Consider the following 19697-nt stretch of genomic DNA (forward strand, 5'->3'; position numbering starts at 1 on the left):
AAGGCTACAAATCGGTTTGCTTTAACGTGATATGTGCGTCGAGTCCCCCCTCACCCCGATTGGATAAATGCAGGCTGCCAGACATCTGGCTCACCAGCTGCGTGGCGATAGCCAGACCCAATCCGGTTCCGCCGGTGTGACGATTGCGCGAGCTCTCCACCCGGTAAAAGGGCTCCAGCACCGCCTGCAGTTCCGCTTCGGGAATACCGGGGCCATTATCCAGCACGTGAATGTCGACTTGATCCCCCTGCGGGGCGTTCATCACCATCTGCGCTTCACTGCCAAACTTTAGGGCGTTATCGATCAGATTGGTCATGATGCGGTGCAGGGCCTGCGGGCGAACGGCAAAACGGTCCTCGCCGCGACATGAGGTAAAGCTGACCGCTTTGCCGATATCCTGGTAGTCACAGGCAATGCTGTCGAGAAATGCATTCAGACTCACAACCTGCCGCGCCTCCTCCAACACTTCCGATGAGCGTGCGTAGGCAATTCCTTCTCGCACTAAACGGCTCATGTTATCGAGGTCGCCCAGCAATTTATCGCGCAGCTCCGGTTGTTCTGACATCTCCACCCGCAGTTTCATACGCGTGATGGGGGTTTGAAGATCGTGTGAGATCGCGGCCAGAATCTGCGCGCGCTCTTTGAGATGATCCTGGATGCGCGTCTGCATCGCATTAAAGGCGCGTGCCGCCTGCTGCACTTCATCGGGACCGCTTTCAGGCATCAGCTGCGCACGGTTTGATGCCGGTGTCAGCTCTTCGACCGCCTGGGTAAAGCGCATAAAAGGACGCACCACTTGCCGTACCGCCAGCCAGGCGCAGCACAGCAACAGCAGCAGTTGACCGATCAGCACTGCAGGTAACCAGCGGGCGATGGCGGGCATACGCGGCCACAGATCCAGCGTCAAGGGTGCGCCATCGTGGAGTGTCAGGTGCACCTGAATATGCTCACGCGTCCCAGGAATCGCATGAATACTCATTTGATAGCGCCCGCCGAGGCTCTCCTGTAACGAGCGCACAGCATCCCGCGCACGCCAACTGCTGGGATAAGGCCCTGGTAAGCCTGCCGATAATTGATAGCGATAATTGCCGCGCTCCAGTTTTGCCAACCAAGCGGGGCGTTCAGCCGCAGGCAGACGATCAAGAATGGCGACGCTGGTTGCGACGTCATATTCAAGATTGCCCAGCATCACGGTTTTGGCGCTACTCATGCGTTCAACCATCAAGCTTATGAGGGTGGTGGCATTCGCCAGCAATAATCCGCCCAGGACGATGATCAGCAGACGAGTCAGTAACGATCTCGGCCACAGTTTCATTCATGCGCCTCTTTGATGATTACCGCTGCGGCCAGCACATACCCTTCGCTGCGTACCGTTTTGAGGTAGGCAGGCTCGCGCGCATCATCACGCAGACGCTGCCGCAAGCGACTCACCAGCAGATCAATGGATCTTTCGAACAGTTCGGCATCGCGGCCCTGGGTCAAATTCAACAGTTGGTCGCGGTTCAATACCCGCTGTGGATGATCAAGAAACACGCGCAGCAGACGATACTCTGCTCCGCTGAGCGCCACAATCACGCCTTCATCATCAATGAGATGCCGGGCGGAGGTATCCAGTTGCCAGTCGCCAAAGGCAATAATACGACCGATCTCAGTGATTTGCAGATTGGGCGGCAAGGCGCGTGTACGGCGTAAAATCGCTTTGATGCGCGCCAGCAGTTCACGCGCGACAAAGGGTTTAACCAGATAGTCATCCGCACCCATTTCCAGGCCGAGAATGCGATCGGTATCCTCACTACGGGCCGTGAGCATTAAAATCGGTAAGTTGCGCTGCGTATCACTGCGTAGCTGACGACACAGCGTCAGCCCATCATCGCCGGGCATCATAATATCGAGGATCACCAAATCAATGGCATTGGCCGATAACATCGCACGCATCTCTCTACCATTGGCGGCGCCGGTGGCGCGATAACCTGACTTGATCAGGTAATCGGTAATCAGTTCACGGATATCCCGGTCATCATCTACCACCAGGATGTGATCAATGTGCTCCAAAACAACCTCCTGTTTTCAACCTACGCAAAAAAGACCGGCACTCATGTGCCGGCCCTTAAAAAATTCGCGGTTACAGCGCAGCGGCATCTTCCACCGCTTTGACAAACCCCTGCGGATCTTCTGCTGGCGGGTTATGTCCAATATTGCCGGTAAAGGTACGATGCTCATACTTGCCGCTGAATTTCGCGCGATACGCTGGTGGCGCGGGGTGCGGCGCACCGTTGTTATCCCCTTCTATCGTAATCGTTGGCACGCTGATCACGGGCAAGGTGGCTAACTTTTTCTCATAAGCATCATACTTTTGCTCACCTTTTTCCAGGCCAAGACGCCAGCGGTAGTTACTGATGGTCACCGCGACCTGATCCGGATTATCCAGCGCTTTTGCACTCACGTTAAAGGTGGCATCACTAAATTTCCAACCCGGTGAGGCTTGCTGCCAGATCAGTTTGGCAAAATCATGAGTATTTTTCGCATAACCTTGTTCACCACGCTCAGTGGCGAAATAAAATTGATACCACCATTGCAACTCTGCTTGCGGAGGTAAGGCTTTCTTGCCCACGTCCTGGCTGCTGATCAGATAGCCGCTGACGGATACCAGCGATTTCACACGTTCCGGCCACAGTGCCGCCACGATGTCCGCCGTGCGAGCCCCCCAGTCGAAGCCAGCAAATACCGCCTGTTTGATGCCCAGTGCATCCATCAACGCCACGGTATCCGCCGCCAGTGCCGAAGGCTGACCGTTACGTGGCGTGTTATCTGACAGGAAGCGCGTGCTGCCGTATCCACGCAAATAAGGCACGATAACGCGATAGCCTTTGGCGGCTAACTGCGGCGCGACTTTGGCATAGCTTTGAATGTCATACGGCCAGCCGTGCAGCAGAATGACGGCCTGACCATCGCGTGGCCCGATATCGACATATCCAACATTCAGCACCCCGGCATTAACCTGATGAATGGTACTAAAGGCGGCAGCGTATTCCGCTTCAGTTGGGGTAGCAGCAAAGGCAGAACTGGTAGCGGTTAAGACCAGTGCAGCAAGCAGAGTTTGGCGTAATAAGAACATGGTGTTGTCTCCTCAGACACGGTTGATGTGTATAGAAGACCACGCCCATGTATAGGTGATGTTTGCAGAATAACGGGTTATGCAACGGGATGTATGTGTGTGGTGAGGAGATACAGTGGGATACAAAAAGGCAGGAAAGTTTTAAAAAAAGGATAACCGCCACTATCAGGTGGCGGTAGAAATGGCATTTGAAATGCGCTAGCTCTTACGCTGACTCAGCGCATAAACCAGCACCACGACAAAGCACACCAGCGGCAGACCATAGGCCAGTGCGGTGCTGGAGGTATCGGAAATGCGCCCCATAAACCACGGCATAATCGCTCCCCCGACAATGGCCATAATCATAAAGGAGCTGGCTTGTTTGGTTGCCGGACCGAGGTTCTTCACGCCCATGGCAAATATGGTCGGGAACATGGTGGACATAAAGAAGAAGATGGCCACCAGCGCGACGACGGACACATCCCCTATACCCAGCATCACCACCGCACAAAGCACAATATTAATTAATGCATACGCGGCGAGAATGAGTGCAGGTGAAACTCGGCCCATCAACCAGGTTGAGAAGAAACGCCCAAGCATGAAACACACCATGCCCACAGACAGCAAATAAGCGGCACTTTGATTCGTGACGCCATGCCAGTGTTCAGTGGTGTAATTGATAAAGAAGGCACCGACACCCACCTGCGCGGCCACATAAAAGAACTGCGCAATCACACCACCTACAAAGTGTTTATGTTGCCATAACGATTGACCCGCATGTTTTGGACTTGTGTCTTCCGCTTCGCGAATATCCGGTAATGCCGTGCGTTTAAATAACAGCGCAATCCCGATGACCACAAAGGCGATAACCACATAGGTTATTTTGACGGTATTTTGTGCCTCATCTGCGCTGGCGTGGCTAAAAAATAGCGTCCCGCCGATCATCGGCCCGACAAACTGCCCCAAGCCGTTAAATGATTGCGCCAAATTCAGGCGACGTTCAGCACCTTTTGCGTCCCCAAGTACTGTCGCATAGGGATTGGCGGCTGTCTCAAGGCAGCCTAGTCCGCAAGCCAGGACAAACAGCGCAAACAAAAACATCATGAAATTGTTGACCATCGCGGCAGGTACAAACAGCAGAGCGCCAATGGCATACAGAGCTAACCCAGCCAAAATACCGGCTTTATAACCATGGCGGCTCATAAAATAGCCAGCGGGCATGGCTACCAGGAAATAAGCACCAAAATAGGCTCCCTGTAATAACCCCGACTGGGCTTTGGTCACATGCAGTGTTTCCTGAAAATGTTTATTTAATACATCTAACAGGCCATATGACACACCCCACATAAAAAACAGCGTGGTAATGAGCATAAATGCCCAACGTAGGCTAATAGCGCCCCCGACACCGATATTATTCGGCGTCCCGACTTGTTCTGTAGACATGGTTATATCCTCGTAGCGTACTGTAGGGTAAGCGTTGTTATTTATTGGTCGTGCAAAGAGAATATTCGATCCATCGCCACCCATTTTTCGCCTGCGGGTGTCCAGGGTGTAGGTTGTTGAAATTGCCACATCAACGCCTCCCAGCGCTGAATATCAGGATTACGCTGTGCAGCCTCGGCAAATTGCACTGCATCAAAGTGTTGATTCACCTCCATCACCATAAAGAGGCGGTTTCCCAGCCGATAGATTTCCATGTTCACCACGCCGTGCTGGCGCAAATGCGTGGTGACTTCAGGCCAAATTTGCTGGTGCAGCCGCTGGTACTCCGCGATTTTTTCCGGTGAATCCACCAGATCCAGCGCCAGGTAATGAAACTGCGTGGCGCCGCTCATGACAGCGCCCGGTCAAGGTGAAGATAGCCGCCATCCACACTCAGCCACTCACCGGTTGTATGGGATGCGCGTGCCGACAGTAAAAACACTACGGTGTTGGCAATCTCTTCCGGCGTGGTCATGCGTTGGCCGAGAGGGATGCGTTGCGTGATATTGTTGAGCGCCTGCTCGGGCTCGGGGAATGTGGCAATCCAGCGTTCATACAGTGGCGTCATCACTTCAGCAGGCACCACCGCATTCACCCGCACACCACTGGCACGCAGCGACACCGCCCATTCCCGCGTCAGGGAAAGAATCGCGCCCTTGGCAGCACAGTAACCACTGGTGCCGCCCTGCCCGCTTAGCGCTGTTTTTGACGCAATGTTGACGATCGCCCCTTGGCTACTCTCCAGCGCCGACTGACAGAAGTGCGTCATCTGATAGTAGTGGATCAGGTTTTTCTCCAGTGAAGCCACAAAGGCAGAACGTCCAGCGTCTAAGCCCACGCCATCATTCACCCCGGCGTTATTCACCAGACCATCAATCCGGCCAAACTGTTGCTGAACCGTCTCCACCGCGTATCGACAGTTCTCCTCGTCACAGAGATCCACAATGACCGTTGTGGCTTGAGGCTGCCGTTGGCGTAATGCTGCCAACCAGATTTCATCTGGTGGGGTATTGGTCACCATTACCGGAATCGCGCCTTCTTCAGCCAGTAACGATGAGATCGCCGCACCGATACCCGATCCCCCTCCCGTTACAATGATGACCTTATCCTGTAAAAACAGATTCATGTTCTTCTCCTGAGCATTGATAGACCTGCGCAGCGGTATTTCCCCAAATGCTGGCCTGTTCATCCTGCGACAACGTGCCAATGGCCTGCTGAGTAAGTTGGGCAACCTCGTCATATTCTGCGGCCAGCAGACAAACCGGCCAGTCAGACCCAAACATCAAACGCTGTGGACCAAATCGCGCCAGTGCTTCCTCAATGAAAGGACGCAGTTGTGCACTCTTCCACTGCCCGCTGGGTGCTTCCGTCACCAGGCCTGAAAGCTTGCACACCACGTGTGGCATCGCGGCCAATTCCGCAATTTGCGCGCCCCAAACTTTTGCGCCGGAGGTGATATTTGGCTTGCCCAGATGATCGAGCACCAGCCAGTGCTGATCATGCTGGGCTGCAAAGGCGGTTAATTCCGGCAGATGACGCCAGGTCACCAGCATGTCCCACACATAGTGCTGCTGCTGTAACAGTGCCATGCCTGCTGACACCGCGGATTGTCGCAGCCAGGCTGCGGGATCCGTCTCATCCTGCACCTGATGACGAAACCCTCGCAGAAGCGGATGCTGCAGCGCATTCAGCTGTGCATGCAGATCGCTGGCCGTGATATCAATCCATCCCACCACCGCCTGCGTGGCTGGAGATTCAGCCGCCCATTGCAGCAATTGCATCGTTTCCTGTGGGCACTGCCGCGCCTGAACCACGATCGATCCCTGTAACTGCTGCCCGGTCAGCAAAGGGGACAGATCGTCGGCAAGATAATCGCGCTGCAACGTCCCCATTTGCTTGCTGATCCAGGGATAATCCTGCGCCTGATATCGCCAGAAGTGCTGATGTGCATCGATTCGCACTCTCAGGCTCCTTGCGCGCGATAGCGGTATTTATCGATCGAGGCAGGGAACATCTCGATGGAAAAACCCGGCGCCTGTGGTGGCAAGTAGGCAGCCCCGCGAATCTCACAGGGGTGCAAGAAATGTTCATGCAGGTGATCGACATACTCAATCACCCGGCCTTCATGTGTGCCCGCAATGCAGATGAAATCAATCATCGACAGGTGTTGGACGTATTCACACAGCCCCACCCCACCGGCGTGTGGACACACCGGCAGTTGATATTTTGCCGCCATTAGCATCACGGCCAGCACTTCATTGACGCCGCCTAAACGACAGGCATCGATCTGCACCACATCGATCGCTTCACGCATGATGAATTGCTTGAAAAGAATGCGGTTCTGACACATTTCACCGGTTGCCACCTTAACTGGCGCGACTCCCTGACGAATCCTGCGATGGCCTTCCACATCATCCGGGCTGGTCGGTTCTTCAATAAACCAGGGCTTGGCGAACGCCAGTTGCTGTACCCAATCCACCGCGTCATTCACTTCCCACACCTGGTTGGCATCAATCATCAGTTGACGATCCGGCCCCAACACCTCTCGTGCGATCCTGACGCGGCGTTTGTCATCCTCCAGATCGCGCCCGACTTTCAGCTTGATATGCGAGAAACCGGCATCGACAGCCTGCTGGCAGAGCCGACGCAATTTGTCATCGTCATAGCCCAACCAACCCGCTGAGGTGGTGTAGCAGGGATAACCTTCCTGCTCTAACTGTTGCATGCGTTGCGCTTTACCCGCAGCCTGCGCTGTCAGGAGCGCCAGCGCTTCGTCCGGCGTGATGCAATCGGTGAGATACCGGAAGTCGATACAGCGCACCAGTTCCTCTGGGGACATGTCCGCCACCAGTCGCCACAGCGGCTTTTCCTGCGATTTTGCCCACAGATCCCAAACCGCGTTGACCACCGCGCCGGTGGCAAGATGGATGGCACCTTTGTCGGGACCAATCCAGCGCAACTGACTGTCGCTGGTGATGTCGCGCCAGAATTGCCCCATATCAGCAGTAATGGTTTCGAGCTGGCGTCCGACGATCAAATGCTCCAGCGCGCGGATAGCGGCACAGCAAATTTCATTGCCGCGTCCGATGGTAAACGTCAGACCGTGCCCGCTGATCGCGGCATTATCGGTCTCAATAATCACATAAGCGGCGGAATAATCAGGATCGGGATTCATCGCATCCGAGCCATCCAGATGTGCTGAAGTGGGAAAGCGAATGTCTTCAACGCGCATTGCCGTCAGTTTGGTCATTGTGCTGAACCCTCGGTGATTTGACGCTGTTCGCCCAAGCCAGCAATGCCCAGGGTGATGGTTTGTCCAGGACGCAAATAGACCGGCGGTTTCTGCCCCATTCCCACGCCCGGCGGGGTGCCGGTTGAGATGACATCGCCCGGTTGTAGACTCATAAACTGGCTGAGATAACTGATGATGTGCGCGACAGAAAAAATCATGGTGCGCGTATTTCCATTTTGATAGCGCTTGCCATCCACTTCCAACCACAAATCTAACTGTTGGGGTTCGGCGATTTCATCCGCCGTGACCAGCCAAGGGCCGAGAGGGCCGAAGGTGTCACAGCCTTTGCCTTTGTCCCAGGTACCGCCCCGTTCGATTTGATATTCCCGCTCGGAGACATCGTTCACCACGCAGTAACCCGCCACATGCCCCAGCGCATCCTCTTCCCGGATGTAGCTCCCGCCTTTACCGATCACCACGCCAAGTTCCACTTCCCAATCGGTTTTAACGGAACCACGCGGAATACGCACCGCATCATTAGGGCCGACTACCGCGCTGGTCCATTTGCTAAACACCACCGGTTCCTGCGGAATGTCAGCACCGGTTTCTGCAGCGTGGTCAGCGTAGTTCAAGCCGATGCAGATAAATTTGCCAATCTGACCCACACAGGCGCCAATACGGGGCTGACCGGCTATCTTGGGCAGCTCAAGAATGTTCAGCTGGCGTAGCTTTTCCAGTGATGCGGGCAGTAATGTCTCACCTGCAATATCATCAATGTATTGCGACAAATCGCGCAGTTCACCCTGCTCATCCACCATTGCCGGACGTTCTTTGCCCACTTCACCTACACGAACTAATTTCATGACTTACTCCTGTGTTAATTGCTCCAGCCGCCATCAATGACTTGCGCTGTGCCGGTGGTGTAGTTGCTGGCATCCGAGGCCAGATAAGCAGCGAGATACGCGATCTCTTCTGCCGTGCCGATGCGTCCAATTGGCTGACGAGCAACAAAAGCGGCATACACCGCCTCTTCGCTTTTGCCTTCCACCTGTGCCTGCGTCGCGATACGCTGGCGCAGCGAGGGAGAATCCACCGTGCCGGGACAAATGGCGTTACAACGAATGCCGTCAGCAATAAAATCCGCCGCGACCGAGCGTGTCAGGCCGATCACCGCTGCTTTAGTGGCACTGTAAGCAAAGCGATTTGCCACCCCTTTCACGCTGGAAGCCACTGATGACATATTGATAATTGACCCTTTTTTCTGTGCCAACATGCCAGGCAGAAACGCCTGAATCATGTGAAACATGGCGGTGACGTTAAGATCGAGTGCGAATTGCCACTCCTGCTCAGAGCAAGTCAGCAGATTGCCGCTGTGCACCACACCTGCACAGTTAAACAGCACATCCACCGGACCGATTTCTTGCACTGCTGCGCTGATGGCCGCGCGATCCGTCACATCCAGCCGGTAAGCTGTGACGCCAGGCAGATCCTGGAGAGCGGTGATGTTGATATCGCTGCCTGTTACCGTTGCCCCTTGCTCGGCAAAATAGCGTGCGCTGGCATAACCAATTCCCTGCCCGGCCGCGGTGATTAACACGCGTTTTCCGTGTAAATTCATTGCATCCTCTCTGGTATAAAGATCTAATGGTCAGGCCATTAAAGGCGAAGTTTTTAGCGTTTATGCCTAACAAAAGCGCTGGTCACTTCCTCGCTGGCGTATTACTTTTTATTGACAAACACGTAACATTGACAAGTTTGTTGAGGTTTTTTTGTGCATCGGGTCACTTAATTTATTTCACAGGTAGCAGTAGCATGCCGATAAAAAAAATGGAAAACCCAAGGCTTTACAGACAGATAGCCGACCAGCTTATTAAGCTAATTGATAACAATGAATTTCCGCCTGGCAGCCGCCTGCCCGCTGAACGTGATTTAGCTGAACAATTACAGGTGAGCCGGGCGTCAGTTCGTGAGGCACTGATTGCGCTTGAAGTGATTGGCTTAGTGGATGTGAAAGTCGGTAATGGCGTGATTGTAAAGGCGCGATCGGGTTCGCAGGAGCCGGTGATGATGCAAGCCGGACGCGACCAATGGAACGAACCGGATGATGAGCTAGGCATCAAGCTGGATTTTTCTACAGAACTGCCGCCCTTTTCATTGCTACAGGCGCGGCGGCTGATTGAACCTGAGGCGGCTGCACTGGCTGCACGCCATGCCAGCCAGCAAGAGTTGGAACAAATACGCGAGGCTTATTTGCAGAATTGCAAAGATAACCAGGTGCAATCACGCACCCACCCCGGCGATCGTCTGTTTCATATCCGCATTGCTCAGGCCAGCGGCAACCCCGCTTATGGTTTTATCATCGGCCACCTGTTGGGGCATCGCTATGGCAGCATGTTTAAAATGCTGCAGGCCCATTACACCCCAAGTGATATGCCCCACGTTTCGGAAAATGAGCACCTGACCATTTTGAATGCCCTCGAAAAACGCGATGCTAAAGCAGCACGATCGGCGATGAAGGCGCATATTGACCGCGTTATCGCTACTTTTGAACAGGCGCAGGAGTAGTGGGCGAGCAGGTGATGACAAACAAAAAAGGCGAGGCCGAAGCCTCGCCTGAACGTGTTTGACCTCAATCATAATAGGGAAGTTTACGATCGACACCGTTGATATTAACCAGCACAAAGCCTGTTGGCGTAGCAGCATTGGTGGGTGTACCAGCAGCGGAAGCCAGCGTCAGCACGCCCTTCTCGTTGGCACCAATGCCTGCCAGTCCGTTGTGCATACCGAAGCGCGCAGCGGGTTTATACGGCCCCAGCGTGGTGGTATCGGTGACCACGGACAGGTCCGACTGGAACAGTGAGCAAGAGCCGGTATCAAAGCGCGTCGGGCCGGTGTTTTTCAGGTTCAGCATGGTGTCACCACTGTTGGCTTTCAGCTTGACCCACACCACGGCATAGGTGGTGCCCACACGGTTATAACGGATATCCAGGATCGCGGGCTGCCCCATATGAAAGGCATCCGCCCATACGGTTTCCAGCCGTTGCAGGTTAATCCAGGTTTTCCCGCTACTCGCTACGTTAACTGGCGTCCCGGCGGTTCCTGTCGGCTGGGTGGCATCGGCTTTACCAATAAACTCCATGACCCACTGCTGATTCGCGTTCGGGAAGAACAACTGCCCAAGGCGATACCAGTTATCGGTAGAGGTGTTGTTGGTGATCTTGTAGCCGCTGTAGTAACCCGCGCGCAGCGATCCGGTCAGGAAACTGCCATAGCTTTCGTCACGACGGTAGCCATACTCGAAGGTTGATAACCATTTCCCGGTGACCAGATCGTTCGACACTTTACTGCCAGACTGCACGTTGATTTGGCGCATGGTGACGCGGGCATTGTTGAGGTTGAACGGGTTCAGGCAATCCTCCACGTTCAGCGTATCAATGGTCCAGCCACCGTCCGAGAGATCGCCAGGATTGCGCGTGTGTTCAATCCACACGTTGCGCAGAATCCCCTGCGTACAACGGGGTATGTACAGCGTGGCATCACCATAACCGGTCTGGAAGTTACAGTTGCAGATCTCAATCGCGGTAGAGTGATCCCATGCGCCGTTGGGGGAATTTGACCAGCCGACATCAAATACCCGTGCATAGGTGTACATGGTGTAGATCTGATCAAATTTGGTATCCAGCGTATCCAGCACCTTAATCACCGTACCGCCGTTATTCTGCGCGCGGAAACAGTAGATATTGACCGTGGTGCCTTCGATGCAGGTATTTTCGAAGAACGGCTGCACGTTGCTGCACATATCGGAGGTAATGGTGCCTTTGTTGGTGGTGATATCGGCGGACGCCTGGCCGTTCCAGGCGATGCCGCGAATCGAGGTGCGGCGCGCCTTTACCTTAAACACCGGGCTGGTACTTTTATCGGAAATGATGGTGGTACGTGGCAACGAACCCAGTTCCACATCATCGCCTTGCAGGCCAAAGAACGCGCTGTCCGTGCCGCTGATATCGATCGGGCTGATCAAAAATTTACCGCCAGGAAAACGAATCGGCAGGTCAACAATATTCGTGCTGTAGGCCTTGGTCCATGCCAGCATACGATTGACCGCATCGGTGTCATTGACATAGCCATCCCCTTTCGCGCCAAAGTGATAGACGTTGATATCAGAGGGATTGTTAATCACGCGCTTCCAATAGAATCCGTTACCCACTGCCAGCGTACCGCCATCATCTGTGGCGGTGGTGGTGCCAATAAAACCGGTGAAGTCGCCGCCCCCACGGAAGGTTGAGTCCGCGTTATAGCGACGCAGAAAAGCCAGATCGCCGTTTTTGGTGGGCGTGGTGGTACGCAGTTCAGCATAAGAGTTAACTTCGATCATCATAGCCTCCTCGGCCTTTTCAGGTTCGCAATACAACAGCGGAATCAGCTTCAGTGCGCCTGTTGGCCGCAGTGCTGATCCCAGAGATCGTTGTGATTGTTAATGGCACGAACGGTCCGCACGTCCATACGTTGGGCGTCATTACCGTGGGTATAAATCGGGGAAAACAGGGTACAAGCGGAGTCGATAACGACGGGGGATTCAGGGCTGGTTGTATTTCGAGTGCTGCAGCTTGTCACGAGCAGCAGCGTCATCAAGATTAAAGTTGCTGGTTTCCACACGTTTGGCCTCCTCGCGCAGCTGTTGCTGCTGCTGACTGACCGCCACCGCCTGAGCGACGGTTTTTTCCGCGCTTTCGGTTGCGGCTTTGGATTGCTGCTGCACCTTGCCAATTTTCTTGCCACCGAAGTAGCTGGCAGCCAGTGCCGCGATGACGCCCACCAACGCAGCAAGCCAGTGCCAGCTGCCCCCGAGCATTGCCGTAAGAAAAGTCATGGTTTCTCCTCCAGGGTTTTGCGCTGCTCAATCAGGTTCTTCTGCCGCACAAACTGCGCCAGCACCCCCATCGCCACCATGAAGGCGCCAATCAATCCCAGGTAGTTGTGAGGCAAAATATCTTTGATGTCCTGCGGCAGCGCGTTCCAGGCATCCAGAGCCGACGAGGGAAAAGATTGCGCCCAGGCGCTGAGCATCGAGCCTAACGATGCCAGCCACACGGACCAGGTTTTGAACAACAACCTTGCATGTTTCACAAACTCCAGCGTGGTGAAGCGCTGAAGCAGCAGCAGTACGATCACCGCCGTCAGTACGGCGATGACAAACACCATCCATTTCAGATTCATAACAGCCCCCGATAGATGTCATAGGTGCCGCTGCGCATCATTTCGGCATGACGACGGGCGCGCCCCGGCGTTTGTCGTGCCCACAGGCTGTCGAGCATGGCGTTGGCGGCACCGTTGAAATCGCCTTGCGTTATCGAGGTCAGCATGCCGCGAAATAGCGCCAGTCCATCGACGCCCATTTGGTACGCCATGCTGATCAGCACATCACAGCGCGCATCACTGCATTTGCTGATCGCCTGCTGTACCAGCACCCGCTGGTTCATCTCTTGCACCTTGTTTTCGACGATGCACTGTTTCCATACATCGCCCACCCGTCGCGGCACCTGGAAGATATAGTTGCTGAGTGACGCGCCTTTCGGCCCGATGCGGATACCGCCAGCTACGGTGGGAAATCCTTGGGTATCGAGATAAGGCGCCTCACGATAGCCCTCTTCAAAATTCAAAATGGCAATAATCTGGCTCATAGCGTTTCCTCTTTGACGGGCGCAACTGTCTGAAAATCACTGCGCAAAAAATCCAAAAACATAAAGTTTGCTGATCGGTTAGCCACTGCAGCGCAACGCTAACCCGGCGTGACGCTCAAGCAGGGCTAAAGAGTGAGCAACACCAAAGTGTTCCGTTTAAAACTGGGAAGGGTTAACGCACGGCATAAAGATGAACATGGGGCAAACAGCAGTTATCGAAGCTGGCGCTTTCGGGTTGAGTGCGGGTGGGGGCCATCACGGCATTGTCAGCACGCGAGTGCGTCTGGCGCTGACAGATTCGTTCGGCACTGCGCAAGGTGACGTTATCAGGTTCAAGACCTAAAGCGCTGTCGATACTGCGTTTGAGACGGCTGAGGGACTGGCGGCGTCGGTGACGGCGAGTGCGCGCGTTCCCGGTGAAGACTGACTTGCCATACTGGATAATCGCCATAACTCCTCCTGTGAATGAGTCTTTGGCGATGGGGTGACTGGCACGGCATGTCGGCATAGGCCGATGCGTCCGTTGAACCGCTGCAAGCATTCGCCATCAGCCAGCCCGGCTGCATTCGCGGCCAGGTATAAGCAGAGGAGAGTGAAGTCAGAGGAGAGCTGACGACGCTACAAAGTGCGTATCCACCCCATCCCAAAATCCACTGACTTTGGGTGGTCGGTATCGCGCTTGTGCAGCGCCTCAATTGTTTAAGAGCGGGCTCATCCGGGAGCAGTGATCTCGTCTTTCCATGGTCAAATTATTAACAGGTTCTAATGCATTGGCAAATACCAACAGTTAATTTTTTATTTACCATCAGTTAAATTTATGATTTCAGCCAGAATATTTTTTTGGCTGATTTCGCGCTATTGGCTCTAACCTAAAATCTGGTAATCACGCGCCTGGCTCATGATGACACGCGCAATCACCTGCAGGGTTGCCGCTTCATCCAGCGTGAGATACCAGGTTTCATAACGCTTGTTATCCGAGATCACCGCGACCTTTTTGTGCTGCAGTTGCAGTCGTTTAAGATAGAGTTGATTGTCCAGCGTGAACAGGTAGATGCCATCACCATCAAAGCGCTGCACGCTGATGTCCACAAATAGCTGGTCACGCGGTGCGAAGGTTCCTGCCATCGAATCATTGTTCAGGGCGATCAGCCGGATGTACTCCGCAGCCCGACCGTTAAACAGCACGCGCGCTTCATCCAGACCATACTCAATCGCTTGAATGGTTTCGACCAGTTCATCACGCGCAGCGATGCCTTGGGCGCTACGCTGCCCAATATCCAGACTCTCAACACGAAATATCGGTTTTGTATCCCGTCGCGCGGGCGGGTCAATCAACGCGGAGGGTTTCTCCATGCCAAATTGCAACCACTCTACGCGCACGCCTAACAGCTGGCTAAGTGCCAGCAAATTACTGTCATCTGGAATCGATTGGGCGTTAAACCATTTCCAGACCCCCGGTGTTGAGATCCTGCATCCCCTTTGCTGCAGTGCTTGCGCAACCTGTTTGTTTCGTCCATGTCCGACAATTCCCGCGCTGTCACACGCGGCAATCAGCCTGGCAGTAAAAGCTTGTCTCGTACTCTCTTTTTTAACCATCAGTTAATAATCTGCCATCAGTAAAAGACTGAATGTTATTTTCGTTTTTGCTACCAGTTCATTTTATATTACCGCTGGTTTACTACCCAATCGCTTTTATCAATGAAGCTGGATGATCATTATCCCCTTCGGCTCGATGGAAACCAGTAATGAATGCCCGACAGCTTGTTCTGACAGGGGTTTTCAGGAATGTTCTGTGGCGCTAAGACCAGCGCCTACAGGAAAAAATGGGCGAAAAGACGCTGACGCGCCATAAATGACAGAATTAAATCAAAAAGCTCTGGAAATAACTGGATCGAAAGCCAAAAAAAAGGCACCCATCAAGGGTGCCCATTGTGATGCAGGAGCGAAAATTAGCCGCGCAACGTATCGTCGCCCCAGCCAATCCACTTATAGGTTGTCAGCGCTTCCAGCCCCATCGGACCGCGCGCATGCAGTTTTTGGGTGCTGACCGCCACTTCCGCGCCCAGGCCAAACTGACCGCCGTCGGTGAAACGGGTGCTGGCGTTAACGTAGACCGCAGAGGAATCGACCTGGTTAACAAAGCGGTTAGCATTGCCAATGCTGCGCGTCAGGATGCCGTCAGAGTGCTGTGTACCGTGCTCGCGAATATGCGCCACTGCCTCGTCAAGATCGGCGACCAGCTTGACGTTGAGGTCGTTGGACAACCACTCATCGTCGTAATCTTCCGCTTTCACGGCAACCACGCTGGCAGGGCCGCTTTGCAGCAGCGCCAATACGTTTTCATCACCGTGTAGCGGAATATTTTCCTGCGCCATACGCTGTAGGAACGCAGGAATAAAACGCTCGGCCTGATCGCGATGGATCAGTAGCGTCTCCAACGAGTTACAGGCACTTGGGCGCTGTTTCTTGGCGTTAACGATCACGTCCAGTGCCGGTTCTGTCTCCATGGTTTCATCGAGATAGAGATGGCACACGCCAATACCGCCGGTGATCACCGGGATGGTCGAGTTTTCACGGCACAGCTTGTGCAGGCCCGCGCCGCCACGTGGGATCAGCATATCCACGTAACGATCGAGCTTAAGCAGCTGATTGACCAGCTCACGATCCGGGTTCTCAATCGCCTGCACGGCGCCAGCCGGTAAACCATGCTGGGTCAATGCGTTTTGGATCACACGCACCGTGGCTGCGTTAGTGCGGTAAGTCTCTTTGCCGCCGCGCAGAATCGCTGCGTTGCCGGTTTTCAGGCACAGGGAAGCCACATCAACAGTAACATTAGGACGCGCTTCGTAAATCACGCCAATCACGCCCAGCGGCACACGGCGGCGTTCAATACGTAGACCGCTGTCCAGCATTCCGCCATCGATCAGCTGGCCAACCGGATCGGCAAGACGGCACACCTGGCGCACGTCATCCGCGATGCCTTTCAAACGCTGAGGATTCAGCGTCAGGCGATCCAGCAAGGCGGCACTCATGCCGTTTTGGCGTGCATCGGCCAGGTCCTGCTCATTCGCCGCCAGAATGTCAGCGCTTTCCGCTTCCAGACGATCGGCAATGGTCAGCAGCACCTGATTTTTTTGTTCGGTAGAGAGTTCCGCCAGTTTGTACGACGCTGCGCGCGCCGCTTTACCCATTTCTTCTAACATCATCCGCTCCTTAACTGACGATCATGTCGTCGCGGTGGACCGCAACCGGGCCATATTCGTAACCCAAAATATCGCCAATTTCCTGGCTATGATGACCCGCAATCATGCGCATCGCATCGCTGTTGTAGCGCGTGACGCCGTGTGCGATATCGCGACCCTGCAAGCTACGAATGCGGATCACTTCACCACGAGAGAAGTTACCCTGCACTTCACGGATGCCTTTCGGCAGCAACGAACTGCCTCGCTCCAGCACCGCAGCTAACGCGCCATCATCAATGGTGATTTCACCGGCTGGTGGTGCGCCGAAGATCCAGCGCTTGCGGTTTTCCAGCGGTGACTGCTGCGCGTGAAAACGGGTGCCCACCGGTTTGCCGTACAGCACATCGCTGATTACATCCGGGCGGCTGCCTGCGGCGATAATCACGTCGATACCCGCGCGACAGGCGACATCGGCGGCCTGCAATTTCGTGGCCATGCCACCAGTGCCCAGACCCGAAACACTGCCACCGGCCAGCGTACGCAGCGCGTCATCAATCTGGTGGACATCGCTGATCAGCTCGGCTTCCGGATTGGTGCGTGGATCGGCAGTGAACAAGCCTTGTTGATCGGTCAGCAGCAGCAGTTTATCTGCGCCACCGAGCATCGCCGCCAGTGCGGACAGATTGTCATTATCGCCCACTTTGATTTCAGCGGTGGCAACGGCATCGTTCTCGTTGATCACCGGAACGATATGGTTGTCGAGCAACGCACGCAGCATGTCACGGGCGTAAAGGAAGCGTTCACGGTCTTCCATATCGGCGCGCGTCAGCAGCATCTGCCCGATATGAATGCCGTAAATGGAGAACAGCTGTTCCCACAGTTGAATCAAACGGCTCTGCCCCACCGCAGCCAGCAGCTGCTTTGAGGCGATGGTAGGCGGCAGTTCGGGGTAACCCAGGTGTTCGCGTCCAGCGGCAATCGCGCCAGAGGTGACGATAACGATACGATGACCCGCCGCGTGCAGTTGCGCACACTGACGAACCAGCTCCACCATGTGCGCCCGATTCAGCCGACGTGAACCGCCGGTGAGGACGCTGGTACCCAACTTGACCACAAGGGTCTGACTGCCACTCATATTTTCCTGCCATGTAAGAAAAAATTCTGCGAAGGGACGTTTTATCAGGAGTCAGCGAGGAAGCCAACAGCAGCAAGGGGAAAAGCACAAAAATCCCCTGACAATGCGGTAGACCAAAAGTTCGCAATTAACAAGAAATCAGAAAAACTGTCATAAAACTTTCATCGCTAAACGTTAAAACGTCCCGTGTTTTACAAACCCTTTCAAGGGTACAACAAATTTTACTCATTGGGATTGATAGCAAATGAAGAAGAGCACACTGGCATTAGTCGTATCTGCGTTGGCACTGACCTCCGCTGCACACGCCGCAGAAGTTTATAACAAAGACGGTAACAAACTGGACTTCTACGGTCGCGTTAAAGCTGAGCACTACTTCAGCGATGCGGATTCCAACAACGGTGACAAATCTTACGTTCGTATCGGCTTCAAAGGTCAGACTCAGATCAACGATCTGATGACCGGCTACGGCCAGTGGGAATATCAGTACAACGTCAACAACTCTGAAGGTTCTGACGCGAACGCAGGCAACAAAACCCGTCTGGGCTTTGCGGGTCTGAAATTCGGTCAGTACGGTTCATTCGACTATGGTCGTAACTACGGCGTGCTGTACGACGTAGAAGCATGGACTGACGTATTCCCAGAGTTTGGTGGTGACGGTACTGCGCGTTCTGATAACTTCATGACGCAGCGTACTACCGGTGTGGCGACTTACCGCAACAGCAACTTCTTTGGTCTGGTTGATGGCCTGCGCTTCGCGCTGCAATACCAGGGCAAAAACGATGACAAAACCGCTAACGCCCGTGGTACTGCCACTGACGGTACTCGCCAGAACGGCGACGGTTACGGCGCATCTCTGGGTTACACCATCGGTGATACCGGTGTGAGCCTGATGACGGCAATTACCTCTTCTAACACCACTCTGGCGCAGAAAAACCGCGTTTATGGCGGCGGTGATAAAGCGGATTCATGGGGTGCAGGTCTGAAGTATGACGCCAACAGCGTTTACCTGGCCGCTATCTACACTGAAACCCGCAACATGACCCCGTTCAGCGGAACCTATCAGGGTGCTTCAATTTCTGGTGCAGCTAACAAAGCACAGAACATTGAATTGGTTGCACAGTATCAGTTCGACTTCGGCCTGCGTCCGTCTATCGGCTACGTGCAGACCAAAGGCAAAGATATGGAAAACGGTATCGGCGACGCGGATCTGGTTAAATACATCGACGTTGGCGCGACTTACTACTTCAACAAAAACATGTCTACCTTCGTTGATTACAAAATCAACCAGCTGGACGACAACAACAAACTGGGTCTGAACAACGACGATATCGTTGCTGTTGGTCTGACTTACCAGTTCTAAGTTGTTAGCGTTACCCTCAATGTGTCTATAAAAAAAGAGCCGGCTCATCACCGGCTCTTTTTTATGAGTGGTCGCCATAAATGGCGACACTACAAGAATAGATGCCGTCAATCAGGCACTCAACTTCACGGGCTCTTCTTTAAATCCTGCCGCGGGTTTGAGATCCAGTTTTTGATCTTTTAACACAGCTTTCAGGCGCTCGTGGAAGTTACGCAGCGTGCTTTCCACTTTCTCGTTGTTCTCTTTGCCCTTAATCGCCGCCACACTCCAGTCTCCGTCTTTATCAAACAGACCAAAGTGATATTCGTACGTGAAGTGATCCTCTTGCGCTTCCAGATTCATCCACCAGCCCCAGAATTCCCGACTTTCTGGTGCAGGCTTCACGTTGACACAGGCTGCCAGACAATCAAAAAAGAAGCGGGTCTCTTCACATTTTCCTTCACGGATATACGGCCCCAATTCGGTGAAGCGCTTAAGCAGGCGACTACGGGGGTGACCACTCGGTAACGTCATGCTAATTCTCCCTCAAAC

The 19697-nt window shown here is 54.0% G+C and carries 21 protein-coding genes; 2 read left to right on the forward strand and 19 right to left on the reverse strand.

Annotated features, from left to right (window positions below; all coding sequences use genetic code 11):
- Nucleotides 1–4: 4 nt before the first annotated feature.
- The 10 genes from ACPUC8_RS16085 to ACPUC8_RS16130 all read right to left on the reverse strand — a co-directional run bounded on the left by ACPUC8_RS16085 (nucleotide 5) and on the right by ACPUC8_RS16130 (nucleotide 9426).
- A complete protein-coding gene (locus ACPUC8_RS16085) occupies nucleotides 5–1315 on the reverse strand; it encodes an ATP-binding protein (protein ID WP_494926825.1) in 1311 nt (436 codons plus the stop codon).
- Nucleotides 1312–2052 (reverse strand): response regulator, encoded by a 741-nt coding sequence (locus ACPUC8_RS16090; protein ID WP_039333109.1) that lies wholly within the window; start codon nucleotides 2050–2052, stop codon nucleotides 1312–1314. Before ACPUC8_RS16090 ends, ACPUC8_RS16085 begins: the two co-directional genes overlap by 4 nt.
- 70 nt (nucleotides 2053–2122) lie before the next feature.
- Nucleotides 2123–3115: an alpha/beta fold hydrolase gene (locus ACPUC8_RS16095; RefSeq protein ID WP_039333111.1), complete on the reverse strand. Its 993-nt coding sequence runs from the start codon at nucleotides 3113–3115 to the stop codon at nucleotides 2123–2125.
- Between the two features lie 198 nt (nucleotides 3116–3313).
- Nucleotides 3314–4537 carry an L-fucose:H+ symporter permease gene (gene fucP / locus ACPUC8_RS16100; protein WP_039333113.1) on the reverse strand — a complete coding sequence of 408 codons (1224 nt, stop codon included), beginning with the start codon at nucleotides 4535–4537 and terminating at the stop codon, nucleotides 3314–3316.
- Nucleotides 4538–4578: 41 nt separating this feature from the next.
- On the reverse strand, nucleotides 4579–4929 hold the full coding sequence (locus tag ACPUC8_RS16105) for an L-rhamnose mutarotase (RefSeq protein ID WP_494926826.1): 351 nt from the start codon (nucleotides 4927–4929) through the stop codon (nucleotides 4579–4581).
- Nucleotides 4926–5702, reverse strand: coding sequence for an L-fucose dehydrogenase (locus ACPUC8_RS16110; protein ID WP_039333117.1), 777 nt, complete (start codon nucleotides 5700–5702; stop codon nucleotides 4926–4928). The genes ACPUC8_RS16105 and ACPUC8_RS16110 overlap by 4 nt, the downstream gene beginning before the upstream one ends.
- Nucleotides 5680–6537: an amidohydrolase family protein gene (locus tag ACPUC8_RS16115; RefSeq protein WP_494926827.1), complete on the reverse strand. Its 858-nt coding sequence runs from the start codon at nucleotides 6535–6537 to the stop codon at nucleotides 5680–5682. The genes ACPUC8_RS16110 and ACPUC8_RS16115 overlap by 23 nt, the downstream gene beginning before the upstream one ends.
- Nucleotides 6538–6539: 2 nt before the next feature.
- On the reverse strand, nucleotides 6540–7826 hold the full coding sequence (locus tag ACPUC8_RS16120) for an L-fuconate dehydratase (RefSeq protein WP_494926828.1): 1287 nt from the start codon (nucleotides 7824–7826) through the stop codon (nucleotides 6540–6542).
- Complete coding sequence (locus ACPUC8_RS16125; protein WP_494926829.1) at nucleotides 7823–8671, reverse strand: fumarylacetoacetate hydrolase family protein; 849 nt, start codon at nucleotides 8669–8671, stop codon at nucleotides 7823–7825. Before ACPUC8_RS16125 ends, ACPUC8_RS16120 begins: the two co-directional genes overlap by 4 nt.
- Nucleotides 8672–8685: 14 nt before the next feature.
- Nucleotides 8686–9426 carry an SDR family oxidoreductase gene (locus ACPUC8_RS16130; RefSeq protein ID WP_494926830.1) on the reverse strand — a complete coding sequence of 247 codons (741 nt, stop codon included), beginning with the start codon at nucleotides 9424–9426 and terminating at the stop codon, nucleotides 8686–8688.
- Between the two features lie 194 nt (nucleotides 9427–9620).
- On the opposite strand from ACPUC8_RS16130, the gene ACPUC8_RS16135 reads away from it, so the two are divergent.
- Nucleotides 9621–10373: a FadR/GntR family transcriptional regulator gene (locus ACPUC8_RS16135; protein WP_058973250.1), complete on the forward strand. Its 753-nt coding sequence runs from the start codon at nucleotides 9621–9623 to the stop codon at nucleotides 10371–10373.
- A gap of 64 nt (nucleotides 10374–10437) precedes the next feature.
- Here the strand turns inward: ACPUC8_RS16135 and ACPUC8_RS16140 are convergent, their stop codons facing one another.
- From ACPUC8_RS16140 to proB, 8 genes are all read right to left on the reverse strand, one after another.
- A complete protein-coding gene (locus tag ACPUC8_RS16140; protein WP_494926841.1) occupies nucleotides 10438–12183 on the reverse strand; it encodes a putative phage tail protein in 1746 nt (581 codons plus the stop codon).
- Nucleotides 12184–12384: 201 nt separating this feature from the next.
- On the reverse strand, nucleotides 12385–12678 hold the full coding sequence (locus ACPUC8_RS16145) for a hypothetical protein (protein ID WP_494926831.1): 294 nt from the start codon (nucleotides 12676–12678) through the stop codon (nucleotides 12385–12387).
- Nucleotides 12675–13025 (reverse strand): DUF7940 domain-containing protein, encoded by a 351-nt coding sequence (locus ACPUC8_RS16150; RefSeq protein WP_039333132.1) that lies wholly within the window; start codon nucleotides 13023–13025, stop codon nucleotides 12675–12677. Before ACPUC8_RS16150 ends, ACPUC8_RS16145 begins: the two co-directional genes overlap by 4 nt.
- Nucleotides 13022–13489, reverse strand: a complete 468-nt coding sequence (locus tag ACPUC8_RS16155; protein ID WP_058973246.1) for a glycoside hydrolase family protein — start codon at nucleotides 13487–13489, stop codon at nucleotides 13022–13024. The genes ACPUC8_RS16150 and ACPUC8_RS16155 overlap by 4 nt, the downstream gene beginning before the upstream one ends.
- A 172-nt stretch (nucleotides 13490–13661) precedes the next feature.
- On the reverse strand, nucleotides 13662–13940 hold the full coding sequence (locus tag ACPUC8_RS16160) for a transcriptional antitermination N peptide (RefSeq protein WP_039333138.1): 279 nt from the start codon (nucleotides 13938–13940) through the stop codon (nucleotides 13662–13664).
- 413 nt (nucleotides 13941–14353) lie between these two features.
- Entirely contained in the window at nucleotides 14354–15085 is a 732-nt protein-coding gene (locus ACPUC8_RS16165) for a S24 family peptidase (protein ID WP_058973244.1), read from the reverse strand.
- A 353-nt stretch (nucleotides 15086–15438) separates the two neighbouring features.
- Nucleotides 15439–16692 (reverse strand): glutamate-5-semialdehyde dehydrogenase, encoded by a 1254-nt coding sequence (proA, locus tag ACPUC8_RS16170; RefSeq protein WP_039333145.1) that lies wholly within the window; start codon nucleotides 16690–16692, stop codon nucleotides 15439–15441.
- Nucleotides 16693–16702: 10 nt separating this feature from the next.
- The gene (gene proB / locus ACPUC8_RS16175) at nucleotides 16703–17806 is read right to left on the reverse strand and encodes a glutamate 5-kinase (RefSeq protein WP_039333147.1); all 1104 of its coding nucleotides are present in this window, start codon (nucleotides 17804–17806) and stop codon (nucleotides 16703–16705) included.
- Between the two features lie 244 nt (nucleotides 17807–18050).
- On the opposite strand from proB, the gene ompC reads away from it, so the two are divergent.
- The gene (gene ompC, locus ACPUC8_RS16180) at nucleotides 18051–19166 is read left to right on the forward strand and encodes a porin OmpC (RefSeq protein WP_039333149.1); all 1116 of its coding nucleotides are present in this window, start codon (nucleotides 18051–18053) and stop codon (nucleotides 19164–19166) included.
- 111 nt (nucleotides 19167–19277) lie between these two features.
- On the opposite strand, the gene crl is transcribed toward ompC, so the two are convergent.
- Entirely contained in the window at nucleotides 19278–19679 is a 402-nt protein-coding gene (crl, locus tag ACPUC8_RS16185; RefSeq protein WP_039333151.1) for a sigma factor-binding protein Crl, read from the reverse strand.
- Nucleotides 19680–19697 lie beyond the last annotated feature (18 nt).

Source organism: Pantoea sp. CFCC18177 (genome assembly GCF_059412425.1).

What these genes read in the sequence shown, in the direction of transcription:
- ACPUC8_RS16085 (WP_494926825.1), bottom strand. Translation starts at nt 1,315, where the DNA reads ATGAAACTGTGGCCGAGATCGTTACTGACTCGTCTGCTGATCATCGTC.
- ACPUC8_RS16095 (WP_039333111.1), bottom strand. Translation starts at nt 3,115, where the DNA reads ATGTTCTTATTACGCCAAACTCTGCTTGCTGCACTGGTCTTAACCGCT.
- fucP (WP_039333113.1), bottom strand. Translation starts at nt 4,537, where the DNA reads ATGTCTACAGAACAAGTCGGGACGCCGAATAATATCGGTGTCGGGGGC.
- ACPUC8_RS16105 (WP_494926826.1), bottom strand. Translation starts at nt 4,929, where the DNA reads ATGAGCGGCGCCACGCAGTTTCATTACCTGGCGCTGGATCTGGTGGAT.
- ACPUC8_RS16110 (WP_039333117.1), bottom strand. Translation starts at nt 5,702, where the DNA reads ATGAATCTGTTTTTACAGGATAAGGTCATCATTGTAACGGGAGGGGGA.
- ACPUC8_RS16120 (WP_494926828.1), bottom strand. Translation starts at nt 7,826, where the DNA reads ATGACCAAACTGACGGCAATGCGCGTTGAAGACATTCGCTTTCCCACT.
- ACPUC8_RS16125 (WP_494926829.1), bottom strand. Translation starts at nt 8,671, where the DNA reads ATGAAATTAGTTCGTGTAGGTGAAGTGGGCAAAGAACGTCCGGCAATG.
- ACPUC8_RS16130 (WP_494926830.1), bottom strand. Translation starts at nt 9,426, where the DNA reads ATGAATTTACACGGAAAACGCGTGTTAATCACCGCGGCCGGGCAGGGA.
- ACPUC8_RS16135 (WP_058973250.1), top strand. Translation starts at nt 9,621, where the DNA reads ATGCCGATAAAAAAAATGGAAAACCCAAGGCTTTACAGACAGATAGCC.
- ACPUC8_RS16140 (WP_494926841.1), bottom strand. Translation starts at nt 12,183, where the DNA reads ATGATCGAAGTTAACTCTTATGCTGAACTGCGTACCACCACGCCCACC.
- ACPUC8_RS16145 (WP_494926831.1), bottom strand. Translation starts at nt 12,678, where the DNA reads ATGACTTTTCTTACGGCAATGCTCGGGGGCAGCTGGCACTGGCTTGCT.
- ACPUC8_RS16150 (WP_039333132.1), bottom strand. Translation starts at nt 13,025, where the DNA reads ATGAATCTGAAATGGATGGTGTTTGTCATCGCCGTACTGACGGCGGTG.
- ACPUC8_RS16155 (WP_058973246.1), bottom strand. Translation starts at nt 13,489, where the DNA reads ATGAGCCAGATTATTGCCATTTTGAATTTTGAAGAGGGCTATCGTGAG.
- ACPUC8_RS16160 (WP_039333138.1), bottom strand. Translation starts at nt 13,940, where the DNA reads ATGGCGATTATCCAGTATGGCAAGTCAGTCTTCACCGGGAACGCGCGC.
- ACPUC8_RS16165 (WP_058973244.1), bottom strand. Translation starts at nt 15,085, where the DNA reads ATGGTTAAAAAAGAGAGTACGAGACAAGCTTTTACTGCCAGGCTGATT.
- proA (WP_039333145.1), bottom strand. Translation starts at nt 16,692, where the DNA reads ATGTTAGAAGAAATGGGTAAAGCGGCGCGCGCAGCGTCGTACAAACTG.
- proB (WP_039333147.1), bottom strand. Translation starts at nt 17,806, where the DNA reads ATGAGTGGCAGTCAGACCCTTGTGGTCAAGTTGGGTACCAGCGTCCTC.
- ompC (WP_039333149.1), top strand. Translation starts at nt 18,051, where the DNA reads ATGAAGAAGAGCACACTGGCATTAGTCGTATCTGCGTTGGCACTGACC.
- crl (WP_039333151.1), bottom strand. Translation starts at nt 19,679, where the DNA reads ATGACGTTACCGAGTGGTCACCCCCGTAGTCGCCTGCTTAAGCGCTTC.